This is a genomic window from Amycolatopsis sp. cmx-4-83 (assembly GCF_046548815.1).
GTDB lineage: Bacteria > Actinomycetota > Actinomycetes > Mycobacteriales > Pseudonocardiaceae > Amycolatopsis > Amycolatopsis pretoriensis_A.
Window position 1 is genome coordinate 204,190 of record NZ_JAEBEF010000010.1, and the last position, 17,570, is coordinate 221,759.

A 17,570-nucleotide genomic window follows, 5' to 3' on the forward strand; every position below is an offset into this window, starting at 1 on the left:
CCGGTGGCCCCCGCCACACGGCGGGAGGGGCCGCTCCGGGCGTGTCGCGGGGAAAGTTCTCCAAAAGGCCCTCGGGTCCTATATGGACGACCACTGTGGACGGCACCGGGTTGGTGTTTTGCCTGCTCAGGGCCGTGCCCGGACTCCGGGGCGTGGTCCGGGAACTCTCCGGGGGAGGCCGCCGGGGAGGCGGAACCCGCCCCCGTACAAGGAAAAATTTCGACCCCCGGTTGGATTTTGTGCGGTATTGGTAATACCGTGTGCAGTGTCGGCCGAGATGGGCCGTGACTAAGTTCCACTATGGAGGACTGGAATGACGAACAAGGCCCAGCTGATCGAGGCGCTGTCGGAGCGTCTGGGCGACAAGAAGGTGGCTTCGCAGGCCGTTGACGGTCTGGTGGACATCATCATCCGGACGGTCAACAAGGGCGAGAAGGTCAACATCACCGGCTTCGGTGTGTTCGAGAAGCGCGCCCGCGCCGCTCGTACCGCGCGCAACCCGCGCACCGGTGAGGCCGTGCGCGTCAAGAAGACCAACGTGCCCGCCTTCCGCGCCGGCACGACCTTCAAGGACGTCATCTCCGGCACCAAGAAGCTGCCGAAGGCCACCCCGGTCAAGCGCGCCGCCGCGGCGACGACGACGACCCGCGCGACCGCCACCAAGGCCGCCGCCGCGGCCCCGGCCAAGGCCACCACCACCCGCACCACGCGGGCGGCCGCCGCCAAGCCGGCCACCACGCGGGCGACCACCACGCGCACCCGCGCCGCCGCCGCCAAGCCGGCCGCCAAGGCCACCACCACCAAGGCGGCCCCGAAGACCGCGGCGAAGACCACCGCGGCCAAGGCCACCACGGCGAAGGCCACCACCACCCGCGCCAAGGCCGCCGCCAAGCCGGCCGCGACCAAGACCGCCGCGGCGAAGAAGCCCGCCGCCGCCAAGGCTCCAGCCAAGCGCACCTCCGCCGCCAAGAAGAAGTAGTTCCACCCCCTGGCGACATCGGAAGGGCCCCGCACCGAACTGGTGCGGGGCCCTTCCGCGTTCCCGGTACCCCGAAACCGGTCCCGGCCCGCCCGCACGGCAGTCCAGGCACAAGCCCCGGCTGCGGTCACGACGCTTCGCCACCCGTCAGTCCGCCGGTAGCGGCAAGCACGCCGAAACCCACCGCGCACCCGGCTCTCGGCGAAGTCGCGGTCCCGGCCCACCCGTTGGGGTGAACGCCGGTGATTGCCGGTCCCGGTTCCGGGGTAGCCGCCGGGAATCACACCCGGCAAAAGGAGTCGAGATGACGGAGAACGAGAACCGGCCGCAGGACCCCGAAGCGGACCTGGCCCACAGCCGTCAGTCCATCAAGGAGGCCAAGGAGGCCGCCGAACAGGCCCACCTGGCCGACGCGGACGACGGCGACGCCCCGGGCGAGGCGGGCTTCGATCCGGGAATGCGAGCCGATTAACCCACCGCACGTCGGCCGAGTGGACGGGAAATTGCCGTACCTATCCTCGACTGGATACACTCCACCGAAGGACGTCGACCATTGTGCAACTTGTCACACGTCACGTTCCCCGGACGCACATCCAGCTGAGGAGCATTCCCGTGGCCCAGAAAGTCCTCGTCGAGATCCTGGACGACATCGACGGCAGCAAAGCCGCCCAGACCGTTCAGTTCGGCCTCGACGGCGTCACCTACGAAATCGACCTGTCGGACGACAACGCCGCCAGCCTGCGCGACGAACTGGCCCGCTACGTCTCGGCCGGCCGTCGCATCGGGGGCCGCAAGGTCCGCGTGGCCACCGGCCAGTCGACGACGACCAGCACGACCGACCGCGAGCGCAACCAGGAGATCCGCGCCTGGGCCAACGCGAACGGCTACGAGGTCTCCGAGCGCGGCCGCCTTTCTTCCGAGGTGATCGCGGCTTACGAGCAGGCCCAGGTCGAGGAAGCGGAAACCCCCGCGGCCGCCCCGCGCAAGCGTGCCCCGCGCAAGAAGGTCGCCGCCGCGAAGAAGTAAGGCGGTGGCCGGCAGATCACTGGGGACCCGGCCCGTTGGCGGCAAGGACTGAACACCCTCGCCGCCGACGGAGGCCATTTCCCCACCCGGCCCGGCAACGGCCAGCGATCAACCCGTCACTTTGGCAGTAACCCGAATTCCGGGCCGGCATTCTTTTCCTCGCGAAGCTCGTCAGTAAACCGACTCGAGCAGCGAGACGACCTCGGCTTCCGCAGGCAGCCTCGGCGCGTTCTTCGTCACAGCGTCAGCCACCGCGTCCGCCGCGATGACCGCGATCCCCGCCCGGTCCACTCCCAGCTCCCGCACCGGCCGTTTGATGCCGAGCACGCCGGAAACCTCCCGCACCGCCCCGATCGCCGCCTCCGCCGTAGCCGGCGCCACCCGCAGCGCCCACGCCGTGCTCTCGTAAGCCGAAGCGGCCGCCTCCACGCTGAACTCCATGACCTCCTCCAGCACGGCGGCCAGCGCGACACCGTGCGGCGTCCCGGTGTGCGCGGTCAACGCGTGCCCGATGCCGTGGACCAGCCCGAGTCCCGACAGCGTCAATGCGTGCCCCGCCAGGTGCGCCCCCAGCATGACCTGAGCACGCGCCTGGAGGTCCCCGCCGTCCCGGAACGCGACCGGCAACCAGCGGCCGACGAGGCTGATCGCCTGCGTGGCGTACGCGGCCGAGATCGGGCTGGACCCGCGTGAAGACAGCGACTCGATGCCGTGGACCAGGGCATCCAGCCCCGAAGCGGCCGTGACCGGCGCAGGCAACCCCACCGTCAGCTCGGGATCCAGCACCGCGATCCGCGGCTTCACCGACGGGTGTCCGATGTAGACCTTGCGGCAGGCGCGGACGTCCTCGGTGACGCCGAAGCCGTTGGTCTCCGCACCGGTCCCCGACGTCGTCGGGACCGCGATCAACGGCAGCCCGCCGGCGGCGTCCCACAGGCGGTCGGCGTCCGCGGCGGCGGCCGCCGGGTTGCCCGCGAGCAGGGAAATCCCCTTCGCCGCGTCCAGCGCGGAACCCCCGCCGAGCGCGAGCACCGCCGCGTCGCCGAAGGCGCGCAAGCGGGCGGCACCGCGGTCCAGCTCGGCCGTCGACGGGTTCGGCCCCACGTCTTCGTGCACGACGTACTCGATCCCGGCCCCCGCCAGGATCTTCTCGACGCGGCCGACGATCCCGGTGGCCCGCAGGCCGCGGTCGGTGACCACGAACACCCGGGCGTGCCCCACCACCTCGACGAAAGCGGGCAGTTCGGCGACGACGCCGGGCCCGTATTCGGTACGGCCGCCCGGCTCCACGGACAAGCGCATGCTGCCTCCTTCAGACCGCGGGGACGGTGGGAATCGCGAGGCGGACGTCGCGCCCCGCCCCCGTTTCGTCCAGCCGGACCGGGCTCATCTCCCCCGCCAAGCCTTCGCGCGGCCGGGCTCACCGGCAGCGCCGCGCGGAAGTCGTCGACCGCGCCGCCCACGAAGATCTGCGGCGTTCCCGCTTTCGCGCCGCGGACCGGCCCGCTGACCCGGGCGCTCGGCCGCTTCTCGACCCGGTGCGCGGTCGTGACGTCGCAGGTCGAGACCGACGCACCCCGGGAACGTCACGTCCGAAGTGGACGCGACGAACCGGCCGCCGACGAACGACCGGGTCTCGGGCGCCGGCCGGGCGTCTCGGGTCAGATCCGCCACCGTCGCACCGCCTCTTCGTCCAGTTCGACGCCGAGCCCGGGCCGCCGCGGCACCTCGACCTCGCCGGCGGCGTTGATCAGCACCGGTTCGGCGAGCATGAAGTCGCGGCGTTCGGGCGTCCACCCGGGCGGGTCCCAGGGGAACTCGAAGTACGGCCCGCCGCCGACGCCGGCCGAGACGTGCAGGTTGGCCAGCACGCCGATGCCGTTGGTCCAGCTGTGCGGCGTGAACGCGCGGTGCTTGAGCTGCGCCAGCTCGGCCAGCGTGCGCGCGCGGAGCATGCCGACCGCGAGCACGACGTCCATCTGGTAGACGTCCAGGACATCCTCTTCCAGGTAGCGCAGCAGCTCCGGCACCGAGTGGTGCATCTCTCCCGCCGCGATCCGCACGCCCGGGTTCTCGGCGCGGAGGGTCCTGAACCCGGCGAGGTCGTGGTAGGGCAACGGTTCCTCGACCCAGAGCACGTCCAGCTCGGCAAGCCGGCGCACGAGCTTCCGCGTCCCGGCCAGGTCGGCCGCGGCGCCGGTGTCCCCGGCCATCCGCCAGGACTGGTTGAGGTCGACCATGATCCCGAAGTCCGCACCGAGCACCTCCCGGACGGCGGCAACGGCGGCGACACCGTCGGCCACGCGGTCGCGGTCGATGCGGATCTTCATCGCCCGGAACCCGGCTTCCCGCGCCCGCAGCGCGGTCTCGACGCGCTCCTGCGGCGGCTTCAGCTCGGCCGAAGAGGCGTACGCGGGCAGCGCGCGGGCAGCGTTCCCGAACAGCGCCGCCACGGGCAGGCCGGCGACCTTCCCGATGATGTCCCACAGCGCGGCTTCCAGGGGCCAGAAGCGGCCGCCGTGGAAGGTGGCCGTCTCGATCGCCTTGACGTGCCGGACGATGTCGAGAGGATCTTCGCCGAGGAACAGGTGCTCGACCGCGTCGAAGCCGGCCATGGTGTCGCCGGAGCCGATCCCGGTGACACCTTCGTCGGTGTGCACGCGCACGATCGTGGCGTCGAAGTGCCGGCGCGGGTCCGGATCCCAGGCCGCCCGCAGCGGCGGGTCGAGCTCGAGCCGCAGGCGGTCGAGGGTGACGGCGGTGATCTTCATCCGCCCACCTCCGCGGGCGCGGTGGACGCGAAAGCCATGGGAGCTCCAGCCAGTGGGGAGTACGGCCGATCCGACGGTAGGTTCGCCGGAAATCGCCGGGCAAGACTCACCCGCCGATTGCAATCCCCGTTGCGCTGACGCCAACCCGGTACGTTCCGTGCCATGCCCACCCCCGCCCCGCACCAGGGTCACGGCCTGCGCCGCGACCTGGACCTGCTGGAGGCACTGGCCTCCCCCGAGGCGCAGCGAGCGGGTGAGCTGGGCGTGGTCCGCCTCGCCCAGCTCACCGGCCGCGAGAAGAGCCAGGTGTCCCGCGCTCTGAAGGCCCTGGCCGAGGAGGGAGTGGTCGAGCGCGACCCGGACACCCTCGGCTACCGCCTGGGCTGGCGCCTGTTCTCGTTGGTGGCCCGCACGGTCGAGGATCGCCTGGTGCGTACCGCCGAACCGGTGATGCGCGAACTGTCGGCCGAGCTCGAGGAGACGAGCCACCTCTGCGTGCTGCGCGACCAGGAGGTCTTGACGCTGCTGTCGGTGTCGGGCCATTCGTTCCGAGTCCACGACTGGGAAGGCCGAGGCGTCCCGGCCCACTGCACCTCGGCGGCCCGGGTGCTGCTGTTCGACGCCACCCCGGACGATCTGTACGTCCGCTTCGCCGCTGCTCCCGAGGCGCCTGCGCTGCCGGAGCTGTGGCTACGGATCCAGGAGGCCCGCCGGGACGGTTACGCCCAGGTCCGCGAGGAGTTCGAGCCGGGCTTGGTGGGGGTGTCGGCCCCCATCCGAGACTTCCGCGGCCGCGTGGTGGCGGCGTTGAACGTCTCGGCCCCGGCTTCCCGCATGGCCGAGGGTATGCAGGTGGCCGGCGAGGAGACGGCAAAGGCAGCCGCGACGATTTCGTCCCACCTGGGCTGGGAGGCCCGCCCCCAGCCGGCCCAGCTGACCTGAGCCGGGTCACTCGTACAGCATGGCCCGCCCGAGAGGCGTCAACGCGTGCCGGACAGCCGGGCCGGAGCGGGACGAGGTGATCAGATTCGCGTCACGAAGCACTTTCGCGTGCTGGCTGACCGCGGCCGGTGTCACGTCCAGCCGGGTGGATTTCGGCACGCATTCCAATCCCGGGCCACTGCCGGGCTCGCCTTCGTTCGGCCTCTCCCTCTCGCTTCGCGCCAACATCGCCTCCTCCGCCGCCGCGGTAAACGCATTCGGGCATCATGGTCGCGGCCCGCCCGCCTCCGGCCTCGCCCCTCGCGGTCGAGCTGCATTCACCGCCGGATCCGGTCCGAGCCGGAAGGGAAGCAATTCGCCGCGCCGTACGGGAGTCCGAGGTACCGCTTTACGTCGCATGGTCTGCTGTAACAGTCTTCCCCGGCAAATCGACTACCACCAGTACCGCCGCACGACCCAGTGTCGTGCTCTACGAGGTGTAAGCGGAGGCCTTGAATGCCCGTGCGAGAAGTCGGTGTCGAAGTCGGCTGGGGACCGGCCGGGCTCAAGGGGACCCGGGCGCCCGAGCCGGCGGAACGTGAAGCGTTGCACGAGACGTGCCGGTCCGAAGCGCCGGCCCCCATCGACGCCACCGACGAGATCCTGGCATCTCGGGGCGTCAGCACGCCGCGTTAACCATGACGGCCTCGGTTCTCGAGGACGAACCGCCGCGACCGGGCTCCCGCGGCCTGGTGTTCGTCAGCCACACCTCCAGGGAAAAGGGGCACGCGGAGCTCGCAACCGAAGACACCCTCGCGCGGCACCTGCATCGCAAGAAATACCTGAAGCAGCTGATCCCGCTGGTGGAGGGGCAGCTCCAAGCACGCGGGTTCGACGTTTGGGTCGACCGTCAGGACCTGCCCGTCGGCGGCGACGTCGACCAGATGATCTGCGAAGCTCTACAGCTCTGCGAAGTGGCGATCGTCCTCGTCGACCGCGACGCCCTCACCGCGAACTACATGCGTCGTGAAGTCGGAATCCTGATGTTCCGGCGTGCCGTCCACGACGTGATCGAGGTGATCCCGGTCCTGCTCGGCGGCGTCACGGACAAGGACCTGGCCGAGAGTCCGCTCGGCGCCGAAACCGGCCTCCACGCCCTGCTTCCGGTGCGGCCGACCGCACTCAAGGCGAACGCCAAGACAGTATCCGGCACCGGTGCGGAAATCGTGGCGGCGATCGACGCCCGAGCGCCGTCGTGCACCGCCCCAGCGGACTCCTTGACCCGCCGCTGGCTGGAAGAGGTCGAATACGCTCTTTCCGAGTTGCCGCCCGAAATGCTGTGGCGCGCGGCCGAAAAGCTTGCCCTGGACCGGACCGCCTGGCTGCGCAGCCGGCACAAGCCGCGAGCCATCGCTGCGACCATGTTGGCCGGCGAACAGTTCCAGAACAACTACCTGGCCCTGCGGGCCATCATCAGGTTCCTCGACGAGGGGCGGGCCGATCTGGCTGTCGATCAGGTCCTGCCGCTGTGGGTGGACGTCGACGCGGCCCGGCTCGTGATGGAGATCAGCGAGCAGCCCGCCGATGAGCGGCTCCTGGGGATCGCCACGCGTGCCTATCGTCTGGGCGACAACGTGGTGAAACGCGCGACTCTCCTCTCGGACGACTACATCGTCCTGCGATTGCCGGACGTGGTCGGTGACTCTCCGCTCGAAGAAGCCATGGCCGACTGCGACCGGACCCTCCGGGAAGCCTTGAACCTGTCGTTCTCCGACACCGCCGAAGCCATCTCGGCGGATGCCTTCGACGGCAATCTCGGGGTCTACGCGCTCGTTCGGCTCAGCCACTTCGGGGATGAGAGCACCGCTTACTTCGTGCGGGAATTCCAGGCCCGGTACCCGGGCATCACCCTGGTCCTGCTCGCCGAGCACCCGAACGCGACGTGGACTCGCACCGGCGTCGTGAACGCTTATGACCGCCTCGACCACAAAACCGAAATGGAGGCTAGGAAATACGTGAGCCGAACCAGCATGCTCGTCAACCGGAACATCCTGGTGGACAGCGATGAGTGACGACCTTTCCGCGCCCCCGCAGCTGGTGGCCGAAGAGACCGCCGGCGGGCTGGGCGAGATCCTCGATCTGGTCGGCGCGATGAAGAACACAGCTCTTCCGGCCGGCCAGACCCACGGCGGCGACCGCCGCGACGGCCGCGTTTACGCCTACAGTGACGAGATGGTCTTGGCACTGCAAGTCGCCCTGATCACGTCAAGACCGCTCCTGCTGTCCGGCGCACCCGGCTGCGGGAAGTCGAGTTTGGCGAGCTTCGTCGCACGGAACCTCGGCTTGGCTTACCACGAGTACGTCGTGACCGACGAGTCGAGCCCTCAGGATCTCCTTTGGCGGATGGACGTCATCCGCAGGCTCAACGATGCCCAGCTCGGCGGGCTGCGCAAGGACGAACTGGGCCGCACTTCGCTGCTCGACTACGTCGAACCCGGGCCACTCTGGTGGTCGATAAACCCCGCGTCCGCGGCGCGGCGCAACCTTCCCAGCGACGGCGACGGCCACCGCGAGGTCAAGCTGCTGTCCCCGCCCACACCGCTGCCCGACCACGAACCCAGCCGACCGGGCGCGGTGCTCCTCATCGACGAGATCGACAAGGCCGACAGCAACTTCTGCAACGGTCTTCTGGTCCCGCTCGGCAGCAAGCAGTTCAGCGCTCCGGAACTCGACTCGGTGGTGCAGGCCGGCGGAGATCAACCCGCGCACAGCCCGCTGGTGGTCATCACGACCAACAACGAAAAGGAACTCCCGGAGGCATTCGTCCGGCGCTGTGTCGCACTCGCCATACCGGAACCGACTGCTCAGCACCTGAGCGCCACCGCCAAGCTCCACTACCCGGCTCTCGCGGACGACCCGGCCGCCAGAGGCAAGGTCGACGAGATCGCGGGCAGGTTCGTGGCCGAATCGGTGGGAATCGGAGCCAGCACGGCCGAATTCCTCGATCTCGTCGGCACCTTGCTCGCACTGGACGTCGACCTGTCCTCCGAGCGGTGGCGGCAGATCGAGCGGCTCGTCGTCGAAAAGCCCGCCGCGCGGCACGCCATGCCTGCCCGCCGCCGGGCTCGCTGAGGCAGCGCATGAGTCACGCCGACGCGGTCAAGATCATCGCCCACGCCGCTCATCTCGCGGACCTGCGGGCGGCGCTGGCATTGATCGGCTTCCACCTGCCCGCGGAGGTGGAAGACGCGGAGCCGGTCGAGGAACGGACGGAGGACGACACCGACTTCTTCCGGCTGCCTTGGCGCCGTGACGACGGAGTGCGCGAAGACCACGGACACCGGCCGGAGCAGTTGCTCTGGAACTGGCGCACCGGACCGGGTGAACCGGACGATCATCGCCCGGCCTCCGAGAGTGACCGGCTCTACCATGCACCTGTCCTCCCGGCGACCCGACCGGCCGACGCTGTGCTGACGGGACCGCCACCGATCTCCGCGGTGGTCGCCGCTGCGGCGCTCCGTGAACTCGACCGGCCGGCCGAGCTGGAGGAACCCGACGATGCGCTGGTCGCGGCGCCGTTCGACGAACAGATCCGGGCTCGGCTGGTCAACCGCGAAGAGAGTTCCCGCATCGACATCGAGCGGGTCGTCGACCTGCTCGCCCGCCGCGAGCCGCTGCGCCGCATTCCCTACTTGAGGCGCACTCGCACGGCGAGGAGGATTCAGGTCGTGCACGACATCGGCCTGCATCCCGGTCCGTTCGACGCGGACCTGCGGCAGTTGTTCCGGCAGATCGACGAGCTCGCGAGCGGTGCCCAGGTGATGCGCACCGCCTTCCGGCACAGGTTGTCCCGCGGCTGCGGCAGCGGTCCGATCTGGCAGTGGCGTGAATTCCGGGCTCCATCCGAGCCGAGCGTCGTGGTCTTCGTGACGGGCGACTCCACTGACGCTCCTCTCGAGCGTCGAGCCGAACTCCTCCGGTACATGGAAAGCTTGCGCAGGCGCAGGCACCGGACTTTCGGCATCTGGTTCGGCGCCCCCACCGGTCCGGCCGAAACCGACGCCGCCACCTCTCGTCGCAAGGATTGGATCGTGGTCTCCGAATGACGATCCCGCTCGGAGCCGAAACCCGGGACCTGCTCGGCAGTGGCTTGCCCGGCCTCAGTACGCCGGTCGGCGCGCTGGCTTGCCTGCTGAGCACCGTGCCGCTCGTGCCGTTCGTGTTGTTGCGCCGGATGCGCCGGGCCGCGCTGCCGGACGGGACGCTGGGCGTGGAAGCGGCCCTTTGCGCATCGGACGTCGTCGAGAGCATTTCAGCCGATGGCTTCGTGATGGAACCGGAAATCGTGGCTCTGCTGCGCAACCGGTTGCGAGACGCGATCGTCCGCGAAGAGCTGCTTGATCCGGCCCATCTCCAGCCGGTGATCCGCCTCGGAACGACGACCCTGGCCCCGGTGCTGCACCTGGAGGCCGGGATCTGCTGGTCGTACGTCACCTCCACGGAGTTCCTGACCGATGCCGACACCGCCCTTCGATCGGTGGTGACCACCATCGCGACCGAGCATCGGACGCGCCTGCTCACCTGGGCCTCGGCGGCGCTGCTCCGGTTACCCGAGGCAACCCTGCGGGGCTCAGGGGCGTGGGCCCTCGCGCAGATGTGTGCGGCAGCCGGGCTGCCGCATCCGCGGTTGGCCCTCCCCCGGGACTTCGACATCGAATTGCTGGCCTTGGCTTCCTGGCTGTTTCCCGAACAGACGGTCGGGCTTTGGCGCGACGGCAAGAACCTCGAGCTGGGAACCCCGAGCGCCCGGCGCCGGTTGGCAATCAAGGTGCCGGCCACCTCTCCGACATTCTTGTGGGCCGCGGTCGGCGACGGCGATCCACGCTTGGTGCGGCTCGACGAGCCGGGCGCACCGGCCGTCTTGCCGACCGGCCGCAGTCGCGTCACCTTGCGTGCCGTCGACGGCCGGGTGGTGGAGTTGCCCCCGTTCACCACGGACAAATCCCCCGAAGCCCGCTCCCTCGACGAGTCCCTGGACCGGCTCGAGGGTGCTCGCCGGACCGGGGAGTACCTGGAGGCCGACATCATCAGGCCGGTGCCGACCGTGGGCGGACTGGTGGTGCGGTTCATCGACGAGATCGAGATCGACGCCTTCCTGCCGTCGAGTCTGAGTTCGTTCCACCACGCCCCGGCAGGCACGTTGGGGCAGGTGCTCACCGGCCGGATCACCGTGGCGGTGCAGTCACTCGATCGCAGGACCCAGCGGGTGATCGTCCGCCGCGTTCGCAAACCGTGGAGTGTGGGCACGCTCAGGGTCGGCAGCCAGGTCAAGGCCGCCGTCATCGCGAAGTTCCCGGGAGGAATGTTCGTTTCCCTGAACGAAGGCGCCAGGGTGTCCAGATCGGAGCACGAGCCGCTGGTCGGTCTCCTGCGTCCCAACCGGTTGCAGGAGAACGCGGCGTGGCAGCGGCGCTCGAAGGGCGTGGAACGCAGTGCCCGCAGCTACCCGCTGGCCATCGGCGACGTGATCGACGTGGTCGTCGAGTCGATCAAGCCGTCCGCCCGGTGGATCACGGTCCGCGCCGTGCCACCGAACCGGGCTCCGGGGGGCAGCTGGCCACCGCCGCTGTCAGTCGGGTCGACGGTACGGGCGGTCGTGGTCCGGAAGGACTACTTCGGCCTCTCGGTAGCAGTGCTGCCGGACGGCGCGGAGCCCGGCGGGGAGCCGTCCGGGTCCTGGAACGGCATAGTCATCAACACCGAGTTGTCGTGGCTGAGCCGGTGGACCAGGCACAGCAACGCCGAGGAATTCCCCGTCGAGATCGGGGAGACGGTCGACGCCGTGGTGATTGTCGTCGACAACGACAATCACCGCCTCGGACTTTCCCTGAAGCGAACTACGCCGGATCCGGTCCCTGCCTATTTCGCGCAGCTTCGCGTCGGGCAACGGGTGAAGGGTGTCCTGCTCGGTCATGGCCCGTTGGCGAAGGGCTGGCGGGTGAACGTCGGACCGTGGTGCGTGATCGGGCACGCGCCACGACGCCTCCTCGACGACCAAGGCGCCACACCGAAACGGGCGGTCAGGGGGACGATCCGTGCGTTGATGCCGGAGTCGCAGTCGGTGTCGCTGACCGACGTCGAACTGCTCGATGAAGAAGGTCGGTCGGCAGCGACAGACGGGACTTGAGACCGATACGGGAGGGCGCTGCAGACCTTTCATCCGGTGACCGCTCGGCCCTGATCGCAGCATCCGTCAAACAATTCACGACATGCTCTGGTCGACGTCCACCTTGCGCGGACGTCCGCCGCCGACGCCTTGGCCTGGGCGCGCCGCGGCCCACTGTTCGATTTCCGCCCTCCGGCCGGGAGCCCAGCCAGGCGTCCGGCCGATGACGACGTTGGGCTCCGGGAACGGGTGGGTGTCGGCGTAGCGGGCACGCCAGTTCGCCACCGCTCGGTGGCCGACGTAGAACCACGACGCGATCTCGACCATGTCGACGTAGCGGAAAGTCGTGCCTGGCGGCGCGGCCGGCCCGTCCGAGGACTCCACCCGGCGAAGTTAGCAGGGACGATCAAGGGCAGCCGGTATTCGGCAAGCTTGGCGCGTCAGCGTCGGCTCAGAGCAACCGAAGGAAGGCGACGCAACGCTTCTAGATCTCCGACGCCATGGCATCCACACAGCAAAAAGCCGCATCGACCTGAGTCGACACGGCTTCTTCGATACTGCTGGTACCCCCGACCGGGTACGAACAGCATCCACGCACTCCCGCACCACCTCTGACCTGCAAATTTCCGCAACGCTGACCCTCGTCGAGTTCGGCCGCCGGCGGCGGGAGCGATCATGACGACTCCCTCCCGAGACGGCCTCACACTCGGCATCCAATGCGTCTTCACCGGCCTCGTCGCCCTCGGAGCAGCCTTCGCCTCCTACCGACACGGGCTCCACTTCGCCCTGCGCTTCGGCGCGGACGAGGCGACCGCGTGGATTTGGCCGCTCATCGTCGACGGCCTGCTCACCATCGCTACTGTCGAACTCTGGAAAGCAGCCGGGAGCAAGTGGCAGGCCTGGCTCGCATTCGTCTTCGGCATCTCTCTCTCACTTTGCGCCAACATCGCCTCGGCCCCTGAGCTGAGCGTCTTCGGTGGCATGGTCGCTGCTTGCCCACCCCTGGCTCTCCTGCTTGCGGTCGAACTTCTGAATCACGCCCTCAAGCGCCGCCGCTCACCTCAGGAAGAGGCTGCGGAGGTGGTCGAAGAGGCAGCGCCCGACGAGTTGCCCACAGATTTGGATCAGCCTGTGGGAAAGTCCGCCGAGCAGCGGATGTGGGAGTTCTACGTGACCGAGTGCGAGCAAGGACGCACCCCGAACGGCGCGGACCTCGACCGGGTCGCCGGTACGCACAACTACGGCCGCCGCGTCTTGCGTAAATGGCGCACTGCCGGGCGGCTCATCCCGTCCAAGCGGGAACTTCCACCCGCTGAGGTCGCGGTCGAGACACAACTCACGGCGGCACCGGTCGACGCGCGGAACCCCGGCATCGAATTCCGGCGCGAACATCGACTGCCGATACCGCCGTTGACGTGACGCGGCCTTTGGACACCAGCCCAGCAAGATATAACTCGGAGTTCTTCACCTTGTGGGGTCAGGGGATCGAGGTCGGTCCCCCACGGCGGGCAGGCCCTCGCACCAAGCTTGCGGGCGTTTTCTTTGTGCGCCGCGTATGTCGCTTCGATGATGATCGGCAGGAGCCGTCGCTGAGTTAGCAGATCTTTTCAGCGATCCCGCCCGCCATTCGACGTCGACGGAGCGGCAGTCCGGCTCTACCGGAGCACGGCGGGGCCGGACCAATGCCAATCGGCTATACGCTTGCGGGCAGCGTGACGTCCCAGTCGGCGGCGATCTCGGCGAGGATGCGCTCGCGCATCTCCTCCAGCAGCTCACGCCGGATCCGATCGTCGTGATCACGGTCCTCGAGCCCGTTCGCGCGCTCGTCGAGCACACCGAGCGCGCGCTGGACCGGCTCGGCCAGCAGGCGTCGCCCTGGCGCCGGGCCAGCAACATCCGGTAGGTGCGCACGTGCTCATCGGCCGCCTACCGGACCGGCCCCGCCTCGCTCCCGAGGACATCGTCGGAGAGCACCTCGACCACAGCGCGCGGGACCGGTTCGCCCGGCCGCGCGGGAGTTCGGTGCCCTTGAGCCAGCCGACGAGGGTGGTGTGCCCGGGCGCCCGGCTCACCGGCTTGCTCAGCTCCCGGTGCAGGGTGCGGGTGCTGAGGGTGAAGTACTCCTGCAGAAACCGCAGGTTAGCGAGGAACTCGCCTTCGGACACGATGACGTGCAGTGGCGCGGTCATCACCTCCTGCGGCGAGGCGGTGCCCGGGATCCGGCGCTGGGCGCTGATGCCGACTGGCCGCCGGCTCTTTCCAGCCGCGGTCGCCTGGACGGCGGCGTTGAAGCGCGGGCAGATGTCCTGCCGGGTGGTGGGCGTGGCTGCGACCATGTCCAGCACGGCCTCGTTGACCTCGCGGGCAAGCAGCATCGACTCGTCCGGATCCCACGCCCGCCGCAGCAGTGACATCTCGGCGCCAGCGTCGGTCTTGACCGTCCCGGTCAGCAGCCGCCACTCGTGCCGGCCCGGCTCGAGGGCCGCGAGCGTGTGGTGCAGCTCGCGGGTCTGCGCCGCCCGCCTGGGCCAAGTAGTAGTCGACCTCGGGCAGGACGTCGTAGAACGTCCGGTAGAGCGCGTCCCACGCGGTGTCACGCCGGGCCCGGTGGCGGTCGCCGCCCCCTCGCCTGCCCGAAAGCGTCCCGAGCGGCCTCGAACGCCTCTTCCGCCCGCCTCAGATCGGTCGGGGGCCGTGCTTCGTCCTCGGCCCGCATGCCCGCCAGCTGGTCGGCCCTCGGATTCTCGGCGTAGAAGCGAGCCAGGAAAACGATCCAGGGCAAGGTCACGAACAACAGCACGAGATCCGGCGTCGCGAAGCGGCGCGTCGCTGATCTGAGAAGTAGCAGCCAGGCCCGCCAGTGCCGGGGGACCCAGCGGATCGCGGCCACCACGTGACGACGGCGGCCGGTCCCCTGCGGTGGCATGTAGGCCGGAGCCTTCAGCATCCCGTGCCGGAGCCGGACAACGTGCTCGGCGAAGACGTGCAACGCGACGATCACGACCACTGGGGTGAGCAGGCCGAGGAAGAAGCCGCCGGTCATCCCTATGGCGAGGAGTTTCCAGTCCGAACGACCGACCCGCAAGCCGCTGATCGTCAGGTAGATCTGGAGGAAGAACAGTTCGTCGAACGCGACGCCGTCCGCCGTCCGGGCGAGCAGGTGCCGGTACTGACGTTTCGCGCCAGTTCCCCGCGAAGCCAGGTCGATGTGCCGGTCCGGTAGCAGGTGCGCGGGCGTCGTCGCCCGTCGCGGCGGGTCTTCGTACGGCTGCGCCAGGTCATCGTCGTTGTGCTCCGGTATGGCGTCGAAGTCAGCCGGCAGCCCGGCCATCCGCCGTTGATAGCGCAGTTCCGCACGACCGCGCAGCTTAATTGATTCGTGAACAGACTTGGTTGCTGCCGGAGACGTCGCTGCGGTGCGTTGACGTGCCGAGAGTCTCGCTGGTCACCCGCCGAACGCAGCCGCCCGATCGAAGTCCTGGTGTCGCACGGGCACTACAGGCGACGATGAACCCGTGGAAGCTCTTGAAAGTTGGGGTACAGCCGCTCTGCGACTTGCCGTCAGCCCGCTACGCGGCGACCATGCACGCGGTTGCCGAAGTGTCCGAGGCGGCACAGCATGTGCCAGCTCTTTCCTCATGGTGAATGCGAAAGCCCTCGATGACTGAACACCAGTCTCGATGACGTCAGCGCTCGGTCTCTCGCGAAGCGACTACTGACTGCGGTCCAGGACGGACGTCCGGTCGGACTCCGGGACTGGAGATTCGGCCTGGGCGACTCCGCCAAGCAGAGTTTTAAAGTCGTCGAAATACAGCAGTTCGACGCCGGCGCCGCGCACCCACGTCGCCGTGCCTGTGCCCCGACTGGCCCCGGCCGCACCCGACTCCCCGCGGCTGATCGACGGCCTCCTTGGCGAGTTCGGCGGCCAGCACGTCGCCGTCGAAGCCATCGCGGGATCACGAGTCTGCTGGCGTGGGTTGAGTGCTGTGCTCAGCACAGCCGCAGTTGCGGGTCGGCCAGCGGCCACACGGCGAGGACGTCATCTCCGTCGACCGGGGCCTGGAAGAACTGGTGCGCCGCCAGTTGGGCGGCGGGCTCCGGGCTGACGCCCGCCGGGTCGACATGACTGCTCTTGGCCTTGAATTCCGGCACCGGGCCGACGACTTGACCAGGTACATCCCATAGCCATGTGCTCATGCCGCGAGCGCGAGGCCTGAGAACGACCGGTGGAGAGCTCAACGGCAGCGCCTCCCTCACCCGTATGGCGCCGTCACAGCCGTCGGCCCGGTCGGTCACCTCTACACAGATCGACGACCACCGCCACTCCCTGCACGTAACCGAGCACACACGATAAAAACTGGGACGAAAAGCCGATGACCAGCACAAACGCCGACCGCATCTCTTCCCGGGCAATCGGTACACCTACCTGGCGGTATACGCCCAGCCACCCATCCACTTCCCTAGGAAGGGACCTCACACCCGCCGGCGCCGAGCGCAGCTGTCCGCCGAGCGACAAGATCAGGTGTTCGGGGCGGCGATGATCTCGTGAACGAGGCAGAGGAACCTCATCAGCCGCGTAGACAACCGCGGCGCACCAAAGACGTCCCAGTCGAGGAAGCCCGCGAGCTCAAACGGCGTCACGACGCCGGCGAGACCCTGCTGTCCCTGCTCGAGGACTTTGACGGCAGCTATCGGATCTTGCGCAATGTTCTCGAATCCCAGGGCGTGACATTCCGCAACGCCAAGACCGTCATGCCCTCCGCACCACCTGGAATGGCCGAGACCTACGCCAGCGGCAAATCACTCGCGCAAACCGGAAAAGAGTTCGGGTACAGCGCCGACGTCACCAGGCGCATGCTCGTTGACGACGGCATCCCGATCCGACCGCGGGGACGCCCCAAAAACTCCACCGAGGACAACGCCGACCTCTGACCCTGCGCATCACGACCGCGGAAGGTAATGGGGCGCCCGGACACGCCGGGCGCCCGAATACCGGTCAGTAATAACGCCAGTGGGCGGGAAGCACCATCGCCACCGCATGCGCGTTGGTCAACACAGTCGCTGCGACAGCCGACAGCAACATCATCACCGGCAACCGGAAACGCTTCACTCATCACCTCGGAGACACTCAACTGCAGGGGCGTACAACGCTCATGTTTTCTGAGCGACGCAGACGGTAGCGGCACGCCGGATTCGCCCAGCAGGCGGGGTGCACTACCGAATACGGGTACGTCCCGTAGCGGCAAATGGACAATTCGTTGCCCAAGCGAACGATCATCACTCTCTTGTGGCCTGTCAACACTCGAATGAGTGGCGTGCATCAGAGTGGCGGTGACCAATCTGGTTCTTGCTTCGCAGGCTGTCGCACCAACCGCCTAACAACGCCCCCACACGGACCAGTAGTGACCCGCGCAGCCGCCACGGCTGACGACCCGCAGCAGGCAGGAAACGGCCTGCAGCCGGGTCCCTGCGGGAGATCGGCGGTCCGGACAGCACGAAACTGGCGAGCCCATCGACGAGCGTCCCCACCACGGCGACCAACCCAAATGCAGCGCGCATCGTTGTCAACGGAGTCCGGGCCGCTCGACTGAGCGGTCTGTCTCGACGATGATCCCGGAACCGGAACGTCCAACCCGCTCATCGGGCTGGACGTCGCAGCTGCGCAGTCCGAAATCGAGGCCGGCACATTGCCACCGCGCTGTTCATA

The 17,570-nt window shown here is 68.7% G+C and carries 17 protein-coding genes; 11 read left to right on the top strand and 6 right to left on the bottom strand.

Features of this window, described 5'->3' with window-relative positions; translation table 11 throughout:
• Nucleotides 1-313: 313 nt before the first annotated feature.
• The 3 genes from ACLJQM_RS30505 to ACLJQM_RS30515 all read left to right on the top strand — a co-directional run bounded on the left by ACLJQM_RS30505 (nt 314) and on the right by ACLJQM_RS30515 (nt 2,005).
• On the top strand, nt 314-979 hold the full coding sequence (locus ACLJQM_RS30505; RefSeq protein WP_410633742.1) for an HU family DNA-binding protein: 666 nt from the start codon (nt 314-316) through the stop codon (nt 977-979).
• Between the two features lie 304 nt (nt 980-1,283).
• Nucleotides 1,284-1,451 carry a hypothetical protein gene (locus ACLJQM_RS30510; protein WP_360774372.1) on the top strand — a complete coding sequence of 56 codons (168 nt, stop codon included), beginning with the start codon at nt 1,284-1,286 and terminating at the stop codon, nt 1,449-1,451.
• Nucleotides 1,452-1,591: 140 nt separating this feature from the next.
• Nucleotides 1,592-2,005, top strand: a complete 414-nt coding sequence (locus ACLJQM_RS30515) for a histone-like nucleoid-structuring protein Lsr2 (RefSeq protein WP_410633743.1) — start codon at nt 1,592-1,594, stop codon at nt 2,003-2,005.
• A 171-nt stretch (nt 2,006-2,176) separates the two neighbouring features.
• Here the strand turns inward: ACLJQM_RS30515 and ACLJQM_RS30520 are convergent, their stop codons facing one another.
• Nucleotides 2,177-3,307, bottom strand: a complete 1,131-nt coding sequence (locus tag ACLJQM_RS30520; RefSeq protein ID WP_410633744.1) for an iron-containing alcohol dehydrogenase family protein — start codon at nt 3,305-3,307, stop codon at nt 2,177-2,179.
• 359 nt (nt 3,308-3,666) lie between these two features.
• The gene (locus tag ACLJQM_RS30525; RefSeq protein ID WP_410633745.1) at nt 3,667-4,776 is read right to left on the bottom strand and encodes a mandelate racemase/muconate lactonizing enzyme family protein; all 1,110 of its coding nucleotides are present in this window, start codon (nt 4,774-4,776) and stop codon (nt 3,667-3,669) included.
• Between the two features lie 162 nt (nt 4,777-4,938).
• Between ACLJQM_RS30525 and ACLJQM_RS30530 the strand changes: the two genes are divergently transcribed.
• The 6 genes from ACLJQM_RS30530 (at nt 4,939) to ACLJQM_RS30555 (ending at nt 11,884) form a co-directional block, all read left to right on the top strand.
• Nucleotides 4,939-5,718, top strand: coding sequence for an IclR family transcriptional regulator (locus tag ACLJQM_RS30530; protein ID WP_410633746.1), 780 nt, complete (start codon nt 4,939-4,941; stop codon nt 5,716-5,718).
• Nucleotides 5,719-6,213: 495 nt separating this feature from the next.
• On the top strand, nt 6,214-6,393 hold the full coding sequence (locus ACLJQM_RS30535; protein WP_410633747.1) for a hypothetical protein: 180 nt from the start codon (nt 6,214-6,216) through the stop codon (nt 6,391-6,393).
• A 2-nt stretch (nt 6,394-6,395) separates the two neighbouring features.
• Nucleotides 6,396-7,769 (top strand): toll/interleukin-1 receptor domain-containing protein, encoded by a 1,374-nt coding sequence (locus ACLJQM_RS30540; RefSeq protein ID WP_410633748.1) that lies wholly within the window; start codon nt 6,396-6,398, stop codon nt 7,767-7,769.
• 25 nt (nt 7,770-7,794) lie between these two features.
• The gene (locus ACLJQM_RS30545; RefSeq protein WP_410633749.1) at nt 7,795-8,829 is read left to right on the top strand and encodes an AAA family ATPase; all 1,035 of its coding nucleotides are present in this window, start codon (nt 7,795-7,797) and stop codon (nt 8,827-8,829) included.
• An 8-nt stretch (nt 8,830-8,837) separates the two neighbouring features.
• Nucleotides 8,838-9,803 carry a hypothetical protein gene (locus ACLJQM_RS30550; protein ID WP_410633750.1) on the top strand — a complete coding sequence of 322 codons (966 nt, stop codon included), beginning with the start codon at nt 8,838-8,840 and terminating at the stop codon, nt 9,801-9,803.
• The gene (locus tag ACLJQM_RS30555; RefSeq protein ID WP_410633752.1) at nt 9,800-11,884 is read left to right on the top strand and encodes a hypothetical protein; all 2,085 of its coding nucleotides are present in this window, start codon (nt 9,800-9,802) and stop codon (nt 11,882-11,884) included. Before ACLJQM_RS30550 ends, ACLJQM_RS30555 begins: the two co-directional genes overlap by 4 nt.
• Nucleotides 11,885-11,959: 75 nt before the next feature.
• Here ACLJQM_RS30555 and ACLJQM_RS30560 read toward each other — a convergent pair whose 3' ends face one another.
• Nucleotides 11,960-12,247: a hypothetical protein gene (locus ACLJQM_RS30560; RefSeq protein ID WP_410633754.1), complete on the bottom strand. Its 288-nt coding sequence runs from the start codon at nt 12,245-12,247 to the stop codon at nt 11,960-11,962.
• 291 nt (nt 12,248-12,538) lie between these two features.
• On the opposite strand from ACLJQM_RS30560, the gene ACLJQM_RS30565 reads away from it, so the two are divergent.
• A complete protein-coding gene (locus ACLJQM_RS30565; RefSeq protein WP_410633755.1) occupies nt 12,539-13,282 on the top strand; it encodes a DUF2637 domain-containing protein in 744 nt (247 codons plus the stop codon).
• A gap of 274 nt (nt 13,283-13,556) precedes the next feature.
• On the opposite strand, the gene ACLJQM_RS30570 is transcribed toward ACLJQM_RS30565, so the two are convergent.
• The 3 genes from ACLJQM_RS30570 to ACLJQM_RS30580 all read right to left on the bottom strand — a co-directional run bounded on the left by ACLJQM_RS30570 (nt 13,557) and on the right by ACLJQM_RS30580 (nt 16,015).
• Nucleotides 13,557-13,697: a hypothetical protein gene (locus tag ACLJQM_RS30570; RefSeq protein WP_410633757.1), complete on the bottom strand. Its 141-nt coding sequence runs from the start codon at nt 13,695-13,697 to the stop codon at nt 13,557-13,559.
• A 759-nt stretch (nt 13,698-14,456) separates the two neighbouring features.
• The gene (locus ACLJQM_RS30575; RefSeq protein WP_410633758.1) at nt 14,457-15,194 is read right to left on the bottom strand and encodes a hypothetical protein; all 738 of its coding nucleotides are present in this window, start codon (nt 15,192-15,194) and stop codon (nt 14,457-14,459) included.
• A 659-nt stretch (nt 15,195-15,853) separates the two neighbouring features.
• Entirely contained in the window at nt 15,854-16,015 is a 162-nt protein-coding gene (locus ACLJQM_RS30580) for a hypothetical protein (RefSeq protein ID WP_410633759.1), read from the bottom strand.
• Between the two features lie 393 nt (nt 16,016-16,408).
• Here ACLJQM_RS30580 and ACLJQM_RS30585 point away from each other — a divergent pair, with 393 nt between their 5' ends.
• The gene (locus ACLJQM_RS30585) at nt 16,409-16,795 is read left to right on the top strand and encodes a hypothetical protein (RefSeq protein ID WP_410633760.1); all 387 of its coding nucleotides are present in this window, start codon (nt 16,409-16,411) and stop codon (nt 16,793-16,795) included.
• The last annotated feature ends 775 nt before the right edge of the window (nt 16,796-17,570 follow it).